17 protein-coding genes are annotated in these 13,141 nt (G+C 63.0%); 9 read left to right on the top strand and 8 right to left on the bottom strand.

The genetic code is table 11. The features are described 5' to 3' along the window. Positions 1–29 precede the first annotated feature (29 nt). Positions 30–614 carry a TetR/AcrR family transcriptional regulator gene (locus AC19YX_RS15140; protein ID WP_500606537.1) on the top strand — a complete coding sequence of 195 codons (585 nt, stop codon included), beginning with the start codon at positions 30–32 and terminating at the stop codon, positions 612–614. 105 nt (positions 615–719) lie between these two features. Beyond that, positions 720–1,934 carry an aldose 1-epimerase family protein gene (locus AC19YX_RS15135; protein WP_078470474.1) on the top strand — a complete coding sequence of 405 codons (1,215 nt, stop codon included), beginning with the start codon at positions 720–722 and terminating at the stop codon, positions 1,932–1,934. On the opposite strand, the gene AC19YX_RS15130 is transcribed toward AC19YX_RS15135, so the two are convergent. Together AC19YX_RS15130 and AC19YX_RS15125 are read right to left on the bottom strand one after the other, a co-directional pair. Then, complete coding sequence (locus AC19YX_RS15130) at positions 1,935–3,434, bottom strand: YifB family Mg chelatase-like AAA ATPase (protein ID WP_201128556.1); 1,500 nt, start codon at positions 3,432–3,434, stop codon at positions 1,935–1,937. A gap of 164 nt (positions 3,435–3,598) precedes the next feature. Further along, complete coding sequence (locus AC19YX_RS15125) at positions 3,599–3,859, bottom strand: accessory factor UbiK family protein (protein WP_078470486.1); 261 nt, start codon at positions 3,857–3,859, stop codon at positions 3,599–3,601. A 417-nt stretch (positions 3,860–4,276) separates the two neighbouring features. Here AC19YX_RS15125 and glnK point away from each other — a divergent pair, with 417 nt between their 5' ends. The 4 genes from glnK (at position 4,277) to sutA (ending at position 7,049) form a co-directional block, all read left to right on the top strand. After that, positions 4,277–4,615: a P-II family nitrogen regulator gene (gene glnK, locus AC19YX_RS15120; RefSeq protein WP_002555808.1), complete on the top strand. Its 339-nt coding sequence runs from the start codon at positions 4,277–4,279 to the stop codon at positions 4,613–4,615. 34 nt (positions 4,616–4,649) lie between these two features. Further along, positions 4,650–5,987: an ammonium transporter gene (locus tag AC19YX_RS15115; RefSeq protein WP_078470487.1), complete on the top strand. Its 1,338-nt coding sequence runs from the start codon at positions 4,650–4,652 to the stop codon at positions 5,985–5,987. Between the two features lie 210 nt (positions 5,988–6,197). Then, positions 6,198–6,623 carry a secondary thiamine-phosphate synthase enzyme YjbQ gene (locus AC19YX_RS15110; RefSeq protein WP_020295986.1) on the top strand — a complete coding sequence of 142 codons (426 nt, stop codon included), beginning with the start codon at positions 6,198–6,200 and terminating at the stop codon, positions 6,621–6,623. A 102-nt stretch (positions 6,624–6,725) separates the two neighbouring features. After that, on the top strand, positions 6,726–7,049 hold the full coding sequence (sutA, locus tag AC19YX_RS15105) for a dormancy-specific transcriptional regulator SutA (protein WP_020295985.1): 324 nt from the start codon (positions 6,726–6,728) through the stop codon (positions 7,047–7,049). 144 nt (positions 7,050–7,193) lie between these two features. On the opposite strand, the gene AC19YX_RS15100 is transcribed toward sutA, so the two are convergent. From AC19YX_RS15100 to lptM, 6 genes are read right to left on the bottom strand one after another with little or no spacing between them, the layout of a single operon-like run. Next, positions 7,194–7,889 (bottom strand): HAD family hydrolase, encoded by a 696-nt coding sequence (locus AC19YX_RS15100; RefSeq protein ID WP_201128549.1) that lies wholly within the window; start codon positions 7,887–7,889, stop codon positions 7,194–7,196. Continuing rightward, positions 7,886–8,785 (bottom strand): tyrosine recombinase XerC, encoded by a 900-nt coding sequence (gene xerC, locus AC19YX_RS15095; RefSeq protein ID WP_201128547.1) that lies wholly within the window; start codon positions 8,783–8,785, stop codon positions 7,886–7,888. Before xerC ends, AC19YX_RS15100 begins: the two co-directional genes overlap by 4 nt. Positions 8,786–8,787: 2 nt before the next feature. Beyond that, on the bottom strand, positions 8,788–9,513 hold the full coding sequence (locus AC19YX_RS15090) for a DUF484 family protein (protein WP_020295982.1): 726 nt from the start codon (positions 9,511–9,513) through the stop codon (positions 8,788–8,790). A gap of 13 nt (positions 9,514–9,526) precedes the next feature. Further along, positions 9,527–10,357, bottom strand: a complete 831-nt coding sequence (gene dapF, locus AC19YX_RS15085; protein ID WP_078470491.1) for a diaminopimelate epimerase — start codon at positions 10,355–10,357, stop codon at positions 9,527–9,529. Between the two features lie 3 nt (positions 10,358–10,360). Next, positions 10,361–11,608 (bottom strand): diaminopimelate decarboxylase, encoded by a 1,248-nt coding sequence (lysA, locus tag AC19YX_RS15080; protein ID WP_500606536.1) that lies wholly within the window; start codon positions 11,606–11,608, stop codon positions 10,361–10,363. 9 nt (positions 11,609–11,617) lie between these two features. Continuing rightward, positions 11,618–11,776, bottom strand: coding sequence for an LPS translocon maturation chaperone LptM (gene lptM, locus AC19YX_RS15075; protein ID WP_020295979.1), 159 nt, complete (start codon positions 11,774–11,776; stop codon positions 11,618–11,620). A 239-nt stretch (positions 11,777–12,015) separates the two neighbouring features. Here lptM and cyaY point away from each other — a divergent pair, with 239 nt between their 5' ends. From cyaY to rnk, 3 genes are all read left to right on the top strand, one after another. Then, positions 12,016–12,348, top strand: coding sequence for an iron donor protein CyaY (gene cyaY, locus AC19YX_RS15070; protein ID WP_020295978.1), 333 nt, complete (start codon positions 12,016–12,018; stop codon positions 12,346–12,348). Between the two features lie 4 nt (positions 12,349–12,352). Further along, positions 12,353–12,583 (top strand): DUF1289 domain-containing protein, encoded by a 231-nt coding sequence (locus AC19YX_RS15065; protein WP_078470493.1) that lies wholly within the window; start codon positions 12,353–12,355, stop codon positions 12,581–12,583. A 140-nt stretch (positions 12,584–12,723) separates the two neighbouring features. After that, on the top strand, positions 12,724–13,137 hold the full coding sequence (gene rnk, locus AC19YX_RS15060; RefSeq protein WP_020295976.1) for a nucleoside diphosphate kinase regulator: 414 nt from the start codon (positions 12,724–12,726) through the stop codon (positions 13,135–13,137). The last annotated feature ends 4 nt before the right edge of the window (positions 13,138–13,141 follow it).

The following is a 13,141-nucleotide window of genomic DNA, read 5'->3' as shown; positions in this document are numbered from 1 at the left end:
CCATCCAGCGGCGTCCGGAGGCAAGCCCCATGTCGCGTATCGACCGTAAAGACCAGATCATCGCCGCCGCCCTGGAGCTGTTTCGCAGCAAGGGTTTCGCCGATGTGTCCACCCGGGATCTGGCAGAACACGCCGGTTTGTCCCGCAGCCACGTCTACCACTACTTCAGCGACTGGAATGAGCTGCGCCGTGAGGCCTTCGTGCGCTTTGCCGACGAGCAGCTTGAAACTGCGCGCCAATCCCTGGCTGGTGCCGCGCCGCTGGACGCGCTGCAAGGCTTCCTGCGCGACTGCCTGCCCGACTCGGCGGACGCCGGCTGGGCGCTCTGGCTGGACGCCTGGGACGAGGCCATGCACGACGCGCCCATGGCCGAGGCGTACCTGAAGATCAACGGCGAATGGCAGGCGATGCTGGCGCACATCATCGAGCAGGGAGTGGCCGATCAAGTGTTTTGCTGCCAGAACGCCGAACGCGCAGCGCGCCAATTGTTCGCCCAGACCATGGGCTATGCCGATGACCTGTTGTTGCAGCCCTCGCATGCGGCGGCGGCAGCGGCTTTGGACGAAGTCATGGAGGTGGCGCGGCTGCTGCTGAAGATCCGACTAGTCGACTGATGCTGGGGTTCGCCTGATCTTGTCTGCCTGATGCCGTTTTTTATGCTTGCTGAAACGTTTCTTCAGCGCTATAAAAATTGCACAACTCCAAGAAAGGCAACTTCCATGACTCCGCTTAAACTGTTTGTCACCCTCGGCGCGTTGACGGCCGCCTCCCACGCCATGGCCTGGGACTATGTACTGCTCGACACCGACAAGGCCGCGCAAAACCTGCACATCACCAGCCAACAGCTGGGGCTCAAAATCGACAAACCCTTCTCTGTCACCCTGCGCACCCTGCACGGAGGGCGCCAGGAAGGGGTGAGCATTGTCGACATCGATAACGGCGCGATGAAACTCTCGGTCGTCCCCACCCGTGGCATGAACGTCCTTCAGGCTTCCGTAGGCTCGGTGCGCCTGGGGTGGGATTCACCGGTCAAGGAAGTGGTCAATCCGGCCTTTATCGAGCTCAACGGCCGCGGTGGCCTGGGTTGGCTCGAAGGCTTCAACGAGCTGGTCACCCGCTGCGGCTACGAATGGGTCGGCCATCCGGGGATGGATAACGGCGAGCTGCTGACCCTGCATGGCCGGGCGGCGAATATTCCGGCGAACAGAGTCACCCTGCACATCGACGAAAAGCCGCCCTATGCCATCAGTCTGCGCGGCGAGCTCAAGGAGCAGGCGTTCAAGAAGGTCGACTTCACGGTGGTCACCGAACTGCTGACCGAACCCGGCAGCGTGAGCTTTGCCCTCAACGACACCCTGACCAACAACGGCGATTACCCGAAGGAATACCAGGCGCTGTACCACAGCAACTTCAGCACACCGTTCCTTGAAGAGGGCGCACGTTTTGCCGCTCCGGTGAAGCAGGTCTCGCCGTTCAACGACAAGGCCAAGGCGGATCTGGGGCAGTGGCAGACTTATCGCGGCCCAACCCGCGACTACGACGAAACCGTCTACAACGTGGTGCCTTATGCCGATGCCAAGGGCGAGACCCTGGCCGTGCTGCACAACAAGGCCGGCAACCTTGGCGTCTCCCTGGGCTTCAACACGCAACAGTTGCCAGTGTTCTCGCTGTGGAAAAATACCGACACCCAGGGCCAGGGCTATGTCACCGGCCTGGAGCCGGGCACCAGCTTCTCCTACAACCGTCGCTACCAGCGCCCGCTGAACCTGGTGCCGACCATCGGCGCCAAGGAGCAGCGGCAGTTCCAGATTCGCTACAGCCTGCTGGCGGACAAGCCGGCTGTGGATAAGTCCCTGGCCCGGATCACCCAGATCCAGGACGGACGCCAGACTGAAGTGCGGCCAACGCCCCTGGTCGACCTGTCCAAGGAGTGATCAGACACTGCTGGCGCTGGGACGGTATTGCAGTGCTTCCGCCAGGTGCTCGCGACTGATCTGTTCGCGTTGCTCGAGGTCGGCCAGGGTCCGGGCGACCTTGAGCAGGCGATGCGCGGCGCGCAGCGACAGGGTCAAACGTTCGCAGGCGTTCTCCAGCCAATGCTCGTCGGCTGTGGATAACCTGCAATGCGCGCGCAGCCCCGGCAAATCGAGAAAGGCGTTGGCGCAACCCTGGCGTTGCTGCTGGCATTCCCGGGCCTGTGCCACCAGGGCGGCGGCGTGGGCCGTGTCTGCCCCGGGCTGCGGGGTGGGGTTCAAGGCGGTGGTTTCCCGGGCGACGGTCAGGTGCAGGTCGATTCGGTCGAGCAGCGGGCCCGAGAGCTTGTTGCGATAGCGCTGGATCTGCTCCGGGGTACAGCGACAGCGGCCGCTGGGTTCGCCCAGGTAGCCGCAGGGGCAGGGGTTCATCGCCGCCACCAGCTGGAAGCGCGCCGGAAAATGCACCCGATCCCGGGCGCGGGCGATCACGATCTCGCCCGATTCCAGCGGTTCTCGCAGCACCTCCAACACCTTGCGGTCGAATTCCGGCAGCTCATCGAGAAACAGCACCCCGTGATGGGCCAGGGTGATTTCTCCGGGTTGCGGTTTCGAGCCGCCACCCACCAGTGCCGGCCCGGACGCGGAGTGGTGGGGCTGGCGAAACGGTCGTTGTGGCCAGTGGCACAAGGGGATGTGGCTGGCGACCGACTGAATCGCTGCCACTTCCAGTGCTTCCTGTTCCTGCAATGGCGGCAGCAGGCCGGGCAAGCGGCTGGCAAGCAGGGTCTTGCCGGTGCCTGGCGGGCCGCTGAACAGCAGGTTATGGGCACCTGCCGCCGCCACCAGCAGCGCCCTTTTGGCCGCCAGCTGGCCCTGGACTTCATTCAGGTCGGGGTAAGGGCGGTCCGCTTGCAGCAAACCATTGGAAACAAACGGCTCGATCGGCGCATGGCCATTGAAATGCGCCACCGCCTCCAGCAGGTGGTCGACCGCGATCACTTTCAGGCCCGATGCCAGGCAGGCTTCTTCGGCATTCGCCCGCGGTACCACCAGCGTGCGTCCGGCGCTGCGCGCGGCCAGGGCCGCCGGAAGCACGCCGCGCACCGCGCGCACGGCGCCGGATAACGCCAGCTCACCCAGGCATTCGACTTCATCCAGCGCCAGGCTGGGCACCTGCACGCTGGCGGCGAGAATGCCCAGGGCAATCGCCAGATCGAAGCGTCCGCCGTCCTTGGGCAGGTCGGCCGGTGCCAGGTTGAGGGTGATGCGCCGTGCCGGAAAGTTGAAACCCGAGTTGATGATCGCGCTGCGCACCCGGTCTTTGCTTTCCTTGACCGCGGCTTCCGGTAGCCCCACCAGGGTCAGCGCGGGCAGGCCGTTGGCCAGGTGCACTTCGACGCTGACCGCCGGTGCCTGTACGCCGACCTGAGCGCGGCTGTGGATGATCGCCAGAGACATGAGCCCTTCCTTGGTGAGGCCCATGCCGCGTCCTGCGGCGGGCGTTACAAGGATAGTTGGCGTGGCGCCGGCGGCAGCCGGGCAATGCTCACAGGATGTGTCATCCCGGTGAGTGGTCGCCCCTGACCTGAGCCTGGCCGGGCCCTAGATTCCCGCGCAGCCGGTCATTCGGTTGGCGGGTTGAGCCGGGCTTCGAGTTCGCTGACCTTGGCTTCAAGGCTTTCCAGGCGGGCACGGGTGCGGGCCAGCACCACCATTTGGCTGTCGAATTCTTCGCGGCTGACCAGGTCCAGTTTGCTGAAGCCGCTTTGCAGCAGGGCCTTGAACTGGCTTTCGATTTCATTGCGAGGCAGCGGGGTGTCGCCGCTGAACAGGCGGGAGGCGTGGCCGCTCAGGGCGTCGAGAAGGTCTTTGGGCGCGAGCATGGGAAGGTCCTGAAAACTGATGGCGCGCAGTGTATCACGCAGCATTCGCAGGCACGGACGAGGGCAGGGACGCACGTTTTTCGCGCATGGCGCTGCGCGGCGACGCACCGTTTTTGTGCGTATCTGCGGCGGTGATGGCGAGCTGATACTGGCTATCGTCGGCAAGGGGCTGAAATCAGGGGCTTTTCAGGAGCTGGCAAGGTTTCTGCTTAGGAGCTGATGACCCATGCACTGATGCAGTCGCTGTGACGAATGCAGTGCGGCAGACGTAGCGGGAAGTGTTTCGTCAGGAGCGGTTAGCTGGTGTCGGTCTGGCAGCGGAAGGCCGACGATGCGTTACAAAGCCAGGCACTGCGCTTAGACTTGAGTCGGGTTTGTTTTCCTGGGGCAAGTCCACCAATTCGGGAGAGAGTTTTCATGAAGCTAGTCACTGCCATCATCAAGCCGTTCAAGTTGGACGACGTGCGCGAGTCGCTGTCCGAGATCGGCGTGCAGGGCATTACCGTTACTGAGGTCAAAGGCTTCGGTCGGCAGAAGGGCCACACCGAGCTGTATCGCGGCGCGGAATATGTGGTCGATTTCCTGCCCAAGGTGAAGATTGATGTCGCCATTGACGACAAGGATCTTGACCGGGTTATCGAGGCGATAACCAAGGCGGCCAACACCGGCAAGATCGGTGACGGCAAGATCTTCGTGGTCAATCTGGAACAGGCTATTCGCATCCGTACCGGCGAAACCGATACCGACGCAATCTAAGCCGCCAAACCCCAACGCCCCAGGAGAAAACAATATGACTCTGCGTAAATTCGCAGGGCTAGGAGCCCTGTTGTCCCTCGTAATGCCCAGCCTGGCCATGGCGGCAGACGAAGTGGCGGCTCCAGTCCTCAACTCCGGCGACACCGCCTGGATGCTCACCTCGACGGCCCTGGTGCTGTTCATGACCATTCCCGGCCTCGCGCTGTTCTACGGCGGCATGGTGCGTTCGAAAAACATTCTGTCGGTGCTGATGCAGTGCTTTGCCATTACCGGCCTGATCAGCATCCTGTGGGTCATCTACGGCTACAGCATTGCCTTCGATACCACGGGCATGGAACAAGGCGTCGTCAACTTCAACTCGTTCTTCGGCGGCATGGGCAAGGCGTTCCTCGCCGGTGTCACTCCGTCCAGCATCACCGGGCCTGCGGCGCTGTTTCCCGAGGCGGTGTTCATCACCTTTCAGATGACCTTCGCGATCATCACTCCGGCGCTGATCGTCGGTGCTTTCGCCGAGCGCATGAAGTTCTCCGCGATGCTGATCTTCATGGGCGTCTGGTTCACCCTGGTTTATGCACCGATCGCGCACATGGTCTGGTCCGGTAACGGCGGCCTGATGTGGGACTGGGGCGTACTCGACTTCGCTGGCGGCACCGTGGTGCACATCAACGCCGGTGTGGCTGGCCTGATCGCCTGCCTGGTACTGGGCAAGCGCAAAGGCTTCCCGACCACGCCGATGGCTCCGCACAACCTGGGTTACACCCTGATGGGCGCGGCCATGCTGTGGGTCGGCTGGTTCGGCTTCAACGCCGGCTCCGCTGCCGCCGCCAACGGCACCGCCGGCATGGCGATGCTCGTGACTCAGATCGCAACCGCTGCCGCGGCCCTGGGCTGGATGTTCGCCGAGTGGCTGACCCACGGTAAGCCAAGCGCCCTGGGTATCGCTTCGGGTGTGGTTGCCGGCCTGGTGGCCATCACTCCAGCCGCTGGCACCGTGGGCCCGATGGGCGCCCTGGTGATCGGCCTGGCCGCTGGCGTCGTGTGCTTCTTCTGCGCCACCAGCCTGAAACGCAAACTGGGCTACGACGACTCCCTGGACGCCTTCGGCGTGCACGGTATCGGCGGTATCCTCGGCGCGATCCTCACCGGCGTGTTCGCTGCTCCGTCGCTGGGTGGCTTCGGCACCGTGACCGACATCGCCGCACAGGTCTGGATCCAGTGCAAAGGCGTGGGCTTCACGGTGATCTACACCGCGATCGTCACCTTCATCATTCTCAAGGTGCTGGATGCCGTCATGGGCCTGCGCGTGACCGAGGAAGAAGAAGCGGTCGGCCTCGACCTGGCGCAACACAACGAGCGCGGCTACAACTTGTAGGTTCGCGAAAAAAAATGCCCGGCTTGCCGGGCATTTTTTTGCCCGGCGTTTGTCACTAACGCAAGGCTGAAAGGTTTTTTCCCCGGCGAGTCCAGGGGTTTGCCGTCGCTATTTTTCCCTGGCCAATTGCTTACAGCGCAGGGCGAGTATTAGGCGCTTTGTTTTTTCCCAGAGCGCGCTAGAATGCGCGCCGAATGTGCGGAGAACTGTATGTGGCAACAGACTCTGATTACCCTGCGGGCAAGGCCCCGAGGCTTTCACCTGGTAACGGACGAATTGCTCGCCGGCTTGCCTGAGTTGAAGGCCTGTCGGGTCGGTCTGTTGCATCTGTGGCTGCAGCATACCTCGGCCTCGTTGACCATCAACGAGAACGCCGATCCGGCGGTTCGACGTGACTTCGAGCGTTTTTTCAACGGGCTGGTGCCGCAAGGTATGGCCGGGTATGAACATAACGACGAAGGCGCGGACGACCTCCCGGCGCACTTCAAGGCCAGCCTGCTGGGCTGCCAACTGAGCTTGCCGGTATCGGCAGGGCGCTTGGCGCTAGGCAGCTGGCAAGGTGTTTATCTGGGCGAGCATCGAGATCATGGCGGTGCCCGTAAAGTCCTTGCCACCTTGCACGGTGATAAGGCATAAGCCGCTGGTTACCAGCGGATGTTGATTTTTTTCCAGCGACCTTCGACAGTCGGCTCAGCTGGGCTATAACTAATCTGCTTTTCGCAAGTCATGAGGTAGAACATGAGCGACGATGATCTGGAAAACGACGACCTCGAAGTAGGCGACGAAGACGAAACCGAAGAAGGTCTTGAAGCGGCCGCCGATGACGTGGTCGAAGACGATGGTGGCGATGCTCCCGCGCCGACCGCCAAAGGCAAGGCCAAGGCTGCCGTATCGGTAGACGAGCTGCCGAGCGTCGAGGCCAAGAACAAAGAGCGTGATGCACTGGCGCGTGCCATGGAAGAGTTCCTGGCCCGTGGCGGTAAAGTGCAGGAAGTCGAGGCCAATGTGGTCGCTGACCCGCCCAAGAAGCCTGACAACAAGTACGGTAGCCGCCCTATCTAAGGCGCCTGCCCCGAAAAAGCCCGCCGTCGCTGCGGGTTTTTTTTGGCGCGCAAAAAAGTGGAGAGACGCAGCGAGAGACAGCGGCAAGCTGTAAGCCGTCAGCTTAGAGCTTAGAGCTTAGAGCTTAGAGCTTGCGGCTTAGCCCTATCTCCAGCGGCCGAGGAGGGCGGGGAGCTCGGTCAGGCTGCGGATCTCGGCGTCGGGTGCGCGCTCGGCCTCCCAGGTTTTGCCGCCGGGATTGAACCAGATGGCCCGCAAGCCTGCCTGTTGGGCGCCGGCGATGTCGTCGCCGGGGTGGTCGCCGATATGCACGGCGCTGTCCGCTGTCGCCCCGCCCCGCTGCAGGGCCTCGTGGAACAGGCGCGCATCGGGCTTGGCGATGCCGATGTCTTCAGCGCACAAGGCGAACGTAAAGTAGTCCGCCAGGCCCAGGCGGCGCACGTCGGCATTGCCGTTGGTGACCACGCCCAGGGCGAAATGGTTGGCCAGGGCTTCCAGGGTCGGCACGACTTCGGGAAAGATCTGCAACTGATGCCGGGCGTGCAGGAATACCTCAAAGCTCTGATCGGCCAGTTGATTGGCCTGGACCTGGTCGTACCCGGCTTCTTCCAGGGCATGAAACAGCACGCGGCGGCGCAGGGCGCTGATGCGGTGCTTGAGGCTCGGATCCTGGCCCAGCACCCGTTCGCGAATGGCCCACAGATGCTCCACCGGCACACCGCCCAGGTTGGGCGCGTGTTCGGTCAGCCACTGGCGCAGGGTGGCTTCGGCGCTGACGATCACCGGCGCGGTATCCCACAGGGTGTCGTCGAGGTCGAAGGTGATCAGCTTGATGGTCATTGCTCACCGCCTTTGGTGCGTTTGGCCCGAGGATGGGCGCTGTCGTAGACCGACGCCAGGTGCTGGAAATCCAGGTGGGTGTAGATCTGCGTGGTCTTGATGTCCGAGTGGCCCAGCAGCTCCTGCACCGCGCGCAGGTCCTGGGAAGACTCCAGCATATGGCTGGCGAACGAGTGTCGCAGCATGTGCGGGTGCAGGTTTTGCCCCAGTTCGCGCTCGCCCGCAGCCTTCACCCGTAGCTGGATCGCCCGCGGGCCAAGACGCCGGCCCTTCTGGCTGACGAACACGGCATCGTCCGCCGGATTGCTCAGGGCCCGCAGGGGCAACCACAACTGCAGCGCCTCGCGGGCCTTCTTGCCCACCGGCAGGACCCGGGTCTTGCTGCCCTTGCCATGCACCTGGACCAGGCCGTCCGCCAGGTCCAGTTGGTCCAGGTTGAGCCCGGTCAGCTCCGACAAGCGCAGGCCCGAGGAGTAGAACAGCTCCAGGATCGCCTGGTCGCGATGGGCCAGGAAATCGTCCTCCACGGCGCCGTCCAGCAGTTGCAGGGCGCGGTCGGTGTCCAGGGTCTTGGGCAGGCGGCGTTCACCCTTGGGCGGCGCCAGGCCGTTGGCCGGGTCGTGGTTGCACAGGCCTTCACGGTTCAGATAGTGGTAGAGGCCGCGCACCGCCGACAGCAGACGCGCCAGGCTGCGGGATGATTGTCCCTGCTGATGCAGGCGGGCGACCATGCTGCGCAGGGCCTGGATGTCGAGCGTCGCCCAACTGGCGACCTGCTGCTTGGCACACAAGGCCAGCACTTTGTTCAGGTCACGGCGGTAGGCTTCCAGGGTATGGGGCGACACCTGGCGCTCACTGCGCAGGTGCTCGCAGTAGGCGTCCAACTGCCGTTCCATGCTCAGCGTACCGAGCGCAGCGAGTGGGTGAAGCGCGGCAGGAGTCGACCCAGGACTTCGGCGATATAACTCAGAAACAGCGTGCCCACCGAGCTCTTGTAGTGCTGCGGGTCACGGCTGGCGATGGCCAGTACGCCGTGCACGCCCTGATGGGCAATGGCGACCACGGCGGTGGAGCCGATCTGCTTGCGCTGTTCTTCGCCGAACAGGAAGTCCAGCTCATGCTCGCGCAGGCTGCCGCTGACGCTCTTGCCCTCGGTGAGCAGGCCGCCAATGGCGGTCTGGGCCTCGCCGGCACTGACCCAGCGACCCACCGGCATGGCGTTGTCGCCAAACAGGATCAGGCTGACAAAGGGCACCTGAAAATCCTGGCGCAGGCTGTCTTCGACACTCATCACCAGGTCTTCGAGGCTGGTGGCATCCATCAGCGCCAGAATCAGGCGGCGGGTCTTTTCGAACAGCCGGTCGTTGTCGCGCGCCACATCCATCAATTGCGAGAGGCGGTGACGCATCTCGATGTTGCGTTCGCGCAGGATCTTCATCTGCCGCTCCACCAGCGAGATGGTGTCGCCACGCTGGTGGGGAATACGCAGGGCCGGGAGCAGTTCTTCGTGTTCGACGAAGAAATCCGGATGAGCCTCAAGGTAGGCGGCAATGGCCGCTGCCTCCAGGCTTTCGGAAGGGGATTCGTCGGGCTTTTCGGCTGGAACCTGAGGCTGGTCGGTCATGGGGTTCGCTCACTCATAGACGCACTTGTCCTTCGTATACGCGTACTGCCGGGCCGGTCATCATCACCGGTTGGCCTGGGCCTGCCCATTCGATGGACAGGCGCCCGCCTGGCAGGTCGATCAATAGCGGCGAATCCATCCACCCCTGGCTGATCGCGGCCACTGCGGCTGCGCAAGCTCCGGTACCGCAAGCCTGGGTTTCCCCGGCCCCACGTTCCCAGACCCGCAGCTGCGCGCGCTGGCGGTCGATGACCTGGAGAAAACCGACATTGACCCGGGCCGGAAAGCGCGGGTGATGTTCGATTTTCGGGCCCAGCTCGTGCACCGGCGCGTTGTTGATATCGTCGACTCGCAGCACCGCGTGGGGGTTGCCCATGGACACGGCGGCCAGCTCGATCTGTTGGCCGTCGACATCAAGCGGGTAGCTCAAGGCCTGGGCCGGCGCGTCAAACGGGATCTCGGCCGGAACCAGGCGCGGGGCGCCCATGTTGACGCTGATCTGCCCGTCGTTGCGTATATCCAGCTCGATGATGCCGCTCTTGGTCTCGACCCGGATCTGGCGCTTGGTGGTCAGGCGTTTGTCCAGGACAAAGCGCGCAAAGCAGCGGGCACCGTTGCCGCACTGCTCCACTTCGGAGCCGTCGGAGTTGAAGATCCGGTAGCGGAAGTCCACATCCGGGTTGCTTGGTGCTTCGACAATCAGCAACTGGTCAAAACCGACACCGGTGTGGCGGTCGCCCCATTGCTTGGCGTGTTTGGGCAGAATGTGCGCGTGCTGGCTGACCAGGTCGAGAACCATGAAGTCATTGCCCAGGCCGTGCATCTTGGTAAAACGCAGCAGCATGGCTTACTCCGGCAGCAGGCTTTCGCCAGCAAACAACTCGGCTACCGTCTCGCGGCGACGCACTTCAACAGCCTGGTCACCATCGACCAACACTTCGGCGGCGCGGCCGCGGGTGTTGTAGTTGGAGCTCATGACGAAACCGTAGGCCCCGGCGGAATGCACGGCCAGCAGGTCGCCTTCCTCCAGCGCCAACTGACGTTCCTTGGCCAGGAAGTCCCCGGTCTCGCAGATCGGGCCGACGATGTCGTAGTTCCGTGGCTCGGCATCCCGAGGGCGCACGGCCGTGACGTCCATCCAGGCCTGGTACAGCGCCGGGCGGATCAGGTCGTTCATGGCGGCATCGACGATGGCGAAGTCTTTGTGTTCGGTGTGCTTGAGGTACTCGACCTGGGTCAGCAGGACCCCGGCGTTGGCGACAATGAAGCGTCCGGGTTCGAACACCAGGGCCAGGTCGCGGCCGTCGAGGCGCTCGCGCACGGCCTTGACGTAGTCGGCAGCCAGCGGAGGCTCTTCATCGCGATAACGCACGCCCAGGCCGCCACCGAGATCGATGTGGCGCAGGTAGATCCCGCAATCGCCGAGGCGATCCACCAGGTCCAGCAGGCGGTCGAGGGCATCGATGAAGGGCGCCAGGGTCGTCAGTTGCGAACCGATATGGCAGTCGACCCCCACCACTTCCAGGTTCGGCAGTTGTGCGGCGCGGACATACACGTCTTCGGCGTCGGCGATGGCGATGCCGAACTTGTTTTCCTTGAGACCGGTGGAGATGTACGGGTGGGTGCCGGCATCCACATCCGGGTTGACCCGCAACGATACCGGGGCCCGCACACCCAGCTCGGCGGCCACGACCTGCAGGCGCTCCAGCTCGTCGGTGGATTCGACGTTGAAGCAGTGCACCCCGACTTCCAGGGCGCGGCGCATGTCTTCGCGGCTTTTGCCGACACCGGAGAAGACGATTTTGTCGGCGCTGCCACCGGCGGCCAGAACCCGTTCCAGCTCGCCACGGGAAACAATGTCGAAACCGGCGCCCAGGCGAGCCAGGACGTTCAGAACACCAAGGTTGGAGTTGGCTTTTACCGCAAAGCACACCAGGTGCGGCGTGCCGGCAAGGGCATCGGCGTACGCGAGGTATTGGGCTTCGATATGCGCTCGGGAATAGACATAGGTTGGCGTGCCAAAGCGTTGGGCAATGGCGGACAACGCTACACCTTCCGCGAACAGCTCACCGTCGCGGTAGTTAAAAGCGTCCATGTTTTGCCCTTAGTAGGAGTCGTGCTTGTGCGACTGCGATTGCGACTTCGCTTGTTCTTCAGGGGACTTGCTGTCATCGGGGAGATACAGCGGACCTTTTTGACCACAGGCAGTAACGAGGCAGGCAACCGCGACGAGCGCAGCAAGGGAAGAGATCAGGCGCTTCATGGCGAAATCCTTGAGAATGCGTTAATTGCGCCCGAGTATACCGGCCACCTTGCAGCTTGCCTATGCGGCGCGGCTCCCGTCCGGCGGGCCTTTGCCCGCGGCGCCCGGGTGTCGGCGGGCGGGCACGGAAATAATTTGCATGGCCTTTGTGCCCTTGATCGGTATCCTTTGCATTCGCCTGGATGCCTCCGTATCTTGCGGCGCTTGAGCGTGAGTAGACACTTTTTGAGGTTGCCACAATGAGTTTGACTGAAGCCCGTTTCCACGATCTGGTCGATACGACCCAGCAGATGCTGGAGGATATTTTCGACGAGAGTGACCTGGACATCGATCTGGAGAGCTCGGCCGGTGTCCTCACCGTCAAGTTCGAAAACGGCAGCCAGGTGATCTTCAGTCGCCAGGAGCCTTTGCGTCAGCTGTGGCTGGCGGCGCGCTCCGGTGGTTTCCACTTCGACTACGACGAAGAAAGCGAGCGCTGGATGTGCGACAAGAGCGAAGAGCAGCTGGGCGAAATGCTCGAGCGGATCGTCGAAGAGCAGGCAGATATCAAGCTTGAGTTCGAAGGGCTCTGAGACCGTGACCCAGACCGCGCCGGTGCGTGCCCCCAAGCCGCTGTACAGCAATATCAGCCCGGCGGTGGCCTCGCCGTGCATCAGCCTGTGCCGCCTGGACGAAGAGAAAGTCTGCCGCGGCTGCTTTCGCCATGTCGAAGACATCCGCGAATGGCGCTCGGCCGATGACCAGCGGCGGCGCGATATCTGCGCCCAGGCGCTGACACGCCGAAATGCGGCAGCCGACCTCGGCTAGGGTCTGTGGCCGGCGGCTTGTTTATTTATTGTGCTGTGGTAGTGTCCGGTTACGCCTCGCCACATCGAGGTCTGTGAGAACCCCGTCTTATTTGGCGGGGTTTTGCTTTTTTGTGCAGAAAAAAGGAGTCTGCCTGGATCATGAGCACCGCACCTACCATCATCCTCACCCGCCTTGACGTGCAACGTCTGGAGCGCCTGATCGACAGCCTGGACGACTCGCTGCCTGGCGTTATCGCGCTGCAAACCGAGCTGGATCGCGCCGAAACACTGGTTGGTCACGATGAAGTCCCAGCGGGTGTCGTGACTATGAACTCGCGTGTGCATTGCCGTGAAGAAGGCAGTGGCAAGGATTACCACCTGACCCTGGTGTACCCGCAGGACGCCAATGCCGACGAAGGCAAGATTTCAATCCTGGCCCCGGTCGGCAGTGCGCTGCTGGGTTTGCAGGTGGGTCAGCACATCGACTGGCCGGCGCCGGGCGGCAAGACTCTGAAGCTGGCACTGCTGGAAGTGGAATACCAGCCTGAAGCGGCCGGCGACTTCCATCTCTGAAGCC

The sequence above is a fragment of the Pseudomonas sp. MF09150 genome, from assembly GCF_059862355.1.
Note: the sequence above shows the minus strand (reverse complement) of the source record. Positions and strands in the feature narration are given on the sequence as shown.

What these genes read in the sequence shown, in the direction of transcription:
- AC19YX_RS15110 (WP_020295986.1), top strand. Translation starts at nt 6,198, where the DNA reads ATGTGGCAACAGACTCTGATTACCCTGCGGGCAAGGCCCCGAGGCTTT.
- lysA (WP_500606536.1), bottom strand. Translation starts at nt 11,608, where the DNA reads ATGGACGCTTTTAACTACCGCGACGGTGAGCTGTTCGCGGAAGGTGTA.
- AC19YX_RS15100 (WP_201128549.1), bottom strand. Translation starts at nt 7,889, where the DNA reads ATGACCATCAAGCTGATCACCTTCGACCTCGACGACACCCTGTGGGAT.
- lptM (WP_020295979.1), bottom strand. Translation starts at nt 11,776, where the DNA reads ATGAAGCGCCTGATCTCTTCCCTTGCTGCGCTCGTCGCGGTTGCCTGC.
- AC19YX_RS15140 (WP_500606537.1), top strand. Translation starts at nt 30, where the DNA reads ATGTCGCGTATCGACCGTAAAGACCAGATCATCGCCGCCGCCCTGGAG.
- AC19YX_RS15115 (WP_078470487.1), top strand. Translation starts at nt 4,650, where the DNA reads ATGACTCTGCGTAAATTCGCAGGGCTAGGAGCCCTGTTGTCCCTCGTA.
- AC19YX_RS15130 (WP_201128556.1), bottom strand. Translation starts at nt 3,434, where the DNA reads ATGTCTCTGGCGATCATCCACAGCCGCGCTCAGGTCGGCGTACAGGCA.
- AC19YX_RS15090 (WP_020295982.1), bottom strand. Translation starts at nt 9,513, where the DNA reads ATGACCGACCAGCCTCAGGTTCCAGCCGAAAAGCCCGACGAATCCCCT.
- xerC (WP_201128547.1), bottom strand. Translation starts at nt 8,785, where the DNA reads ATGGAACGGCAGTTGGACGCCTACTGCGAGCACCTGCGCAGTGAGCGC.
- cyaY (WP_020295978.1), top strand. Translation starts at nt 12,016, where the DNA reads ATGAGTTTGACTGAAGCCCGTTTCCACGATCTGGTCGATACGACCCAG.
- AC19YX_RS15125 (WP_078470486.1), bottom strand. Translation starts at nt 3,859, where the DNA reads ATGCTCGCGCCCAAAGACCTTCTCGACGCCCTGAGCGGCCACGCCTCC.
- sutA (WP_020295985.1), top strand. Translation starts at nt 6,726, where the DNA reads ATGAGCGACGATGATCTGGAAAACGACGACCTCGAAGTAGGCGACGAA.
- rnk (WP_020295976.1), top strand. Translation starts at nt 12,724, where the DNA reads ATGAGCACCGCACCTACCATCATCCTCACCCGCCTTGACGTGCAACGT.
- dapF (WP_078470491.1), bottom strand. Translation starts at nt 10,357, where the DNA reads ATGCTGCTGCGTTTTACCAAGATGCACGGCCTGGGCAATGACTTCATG.
- glnK (WP_002555808.1), top strand. Translation starts at nt 4,277, where the DNA reads ATGAAGCTAGTCACTGCCATCATCAAGCCGTTCAAGTTGGACGACGTG.
- AC19YX_RS15135 (WP_078470474.1), top strand. Translation starts at nt 720, where the DNA reads ATGACTCCGCTTAAACTGTTTGTCACCCTCGGCGCGTTGACGGCCGCC.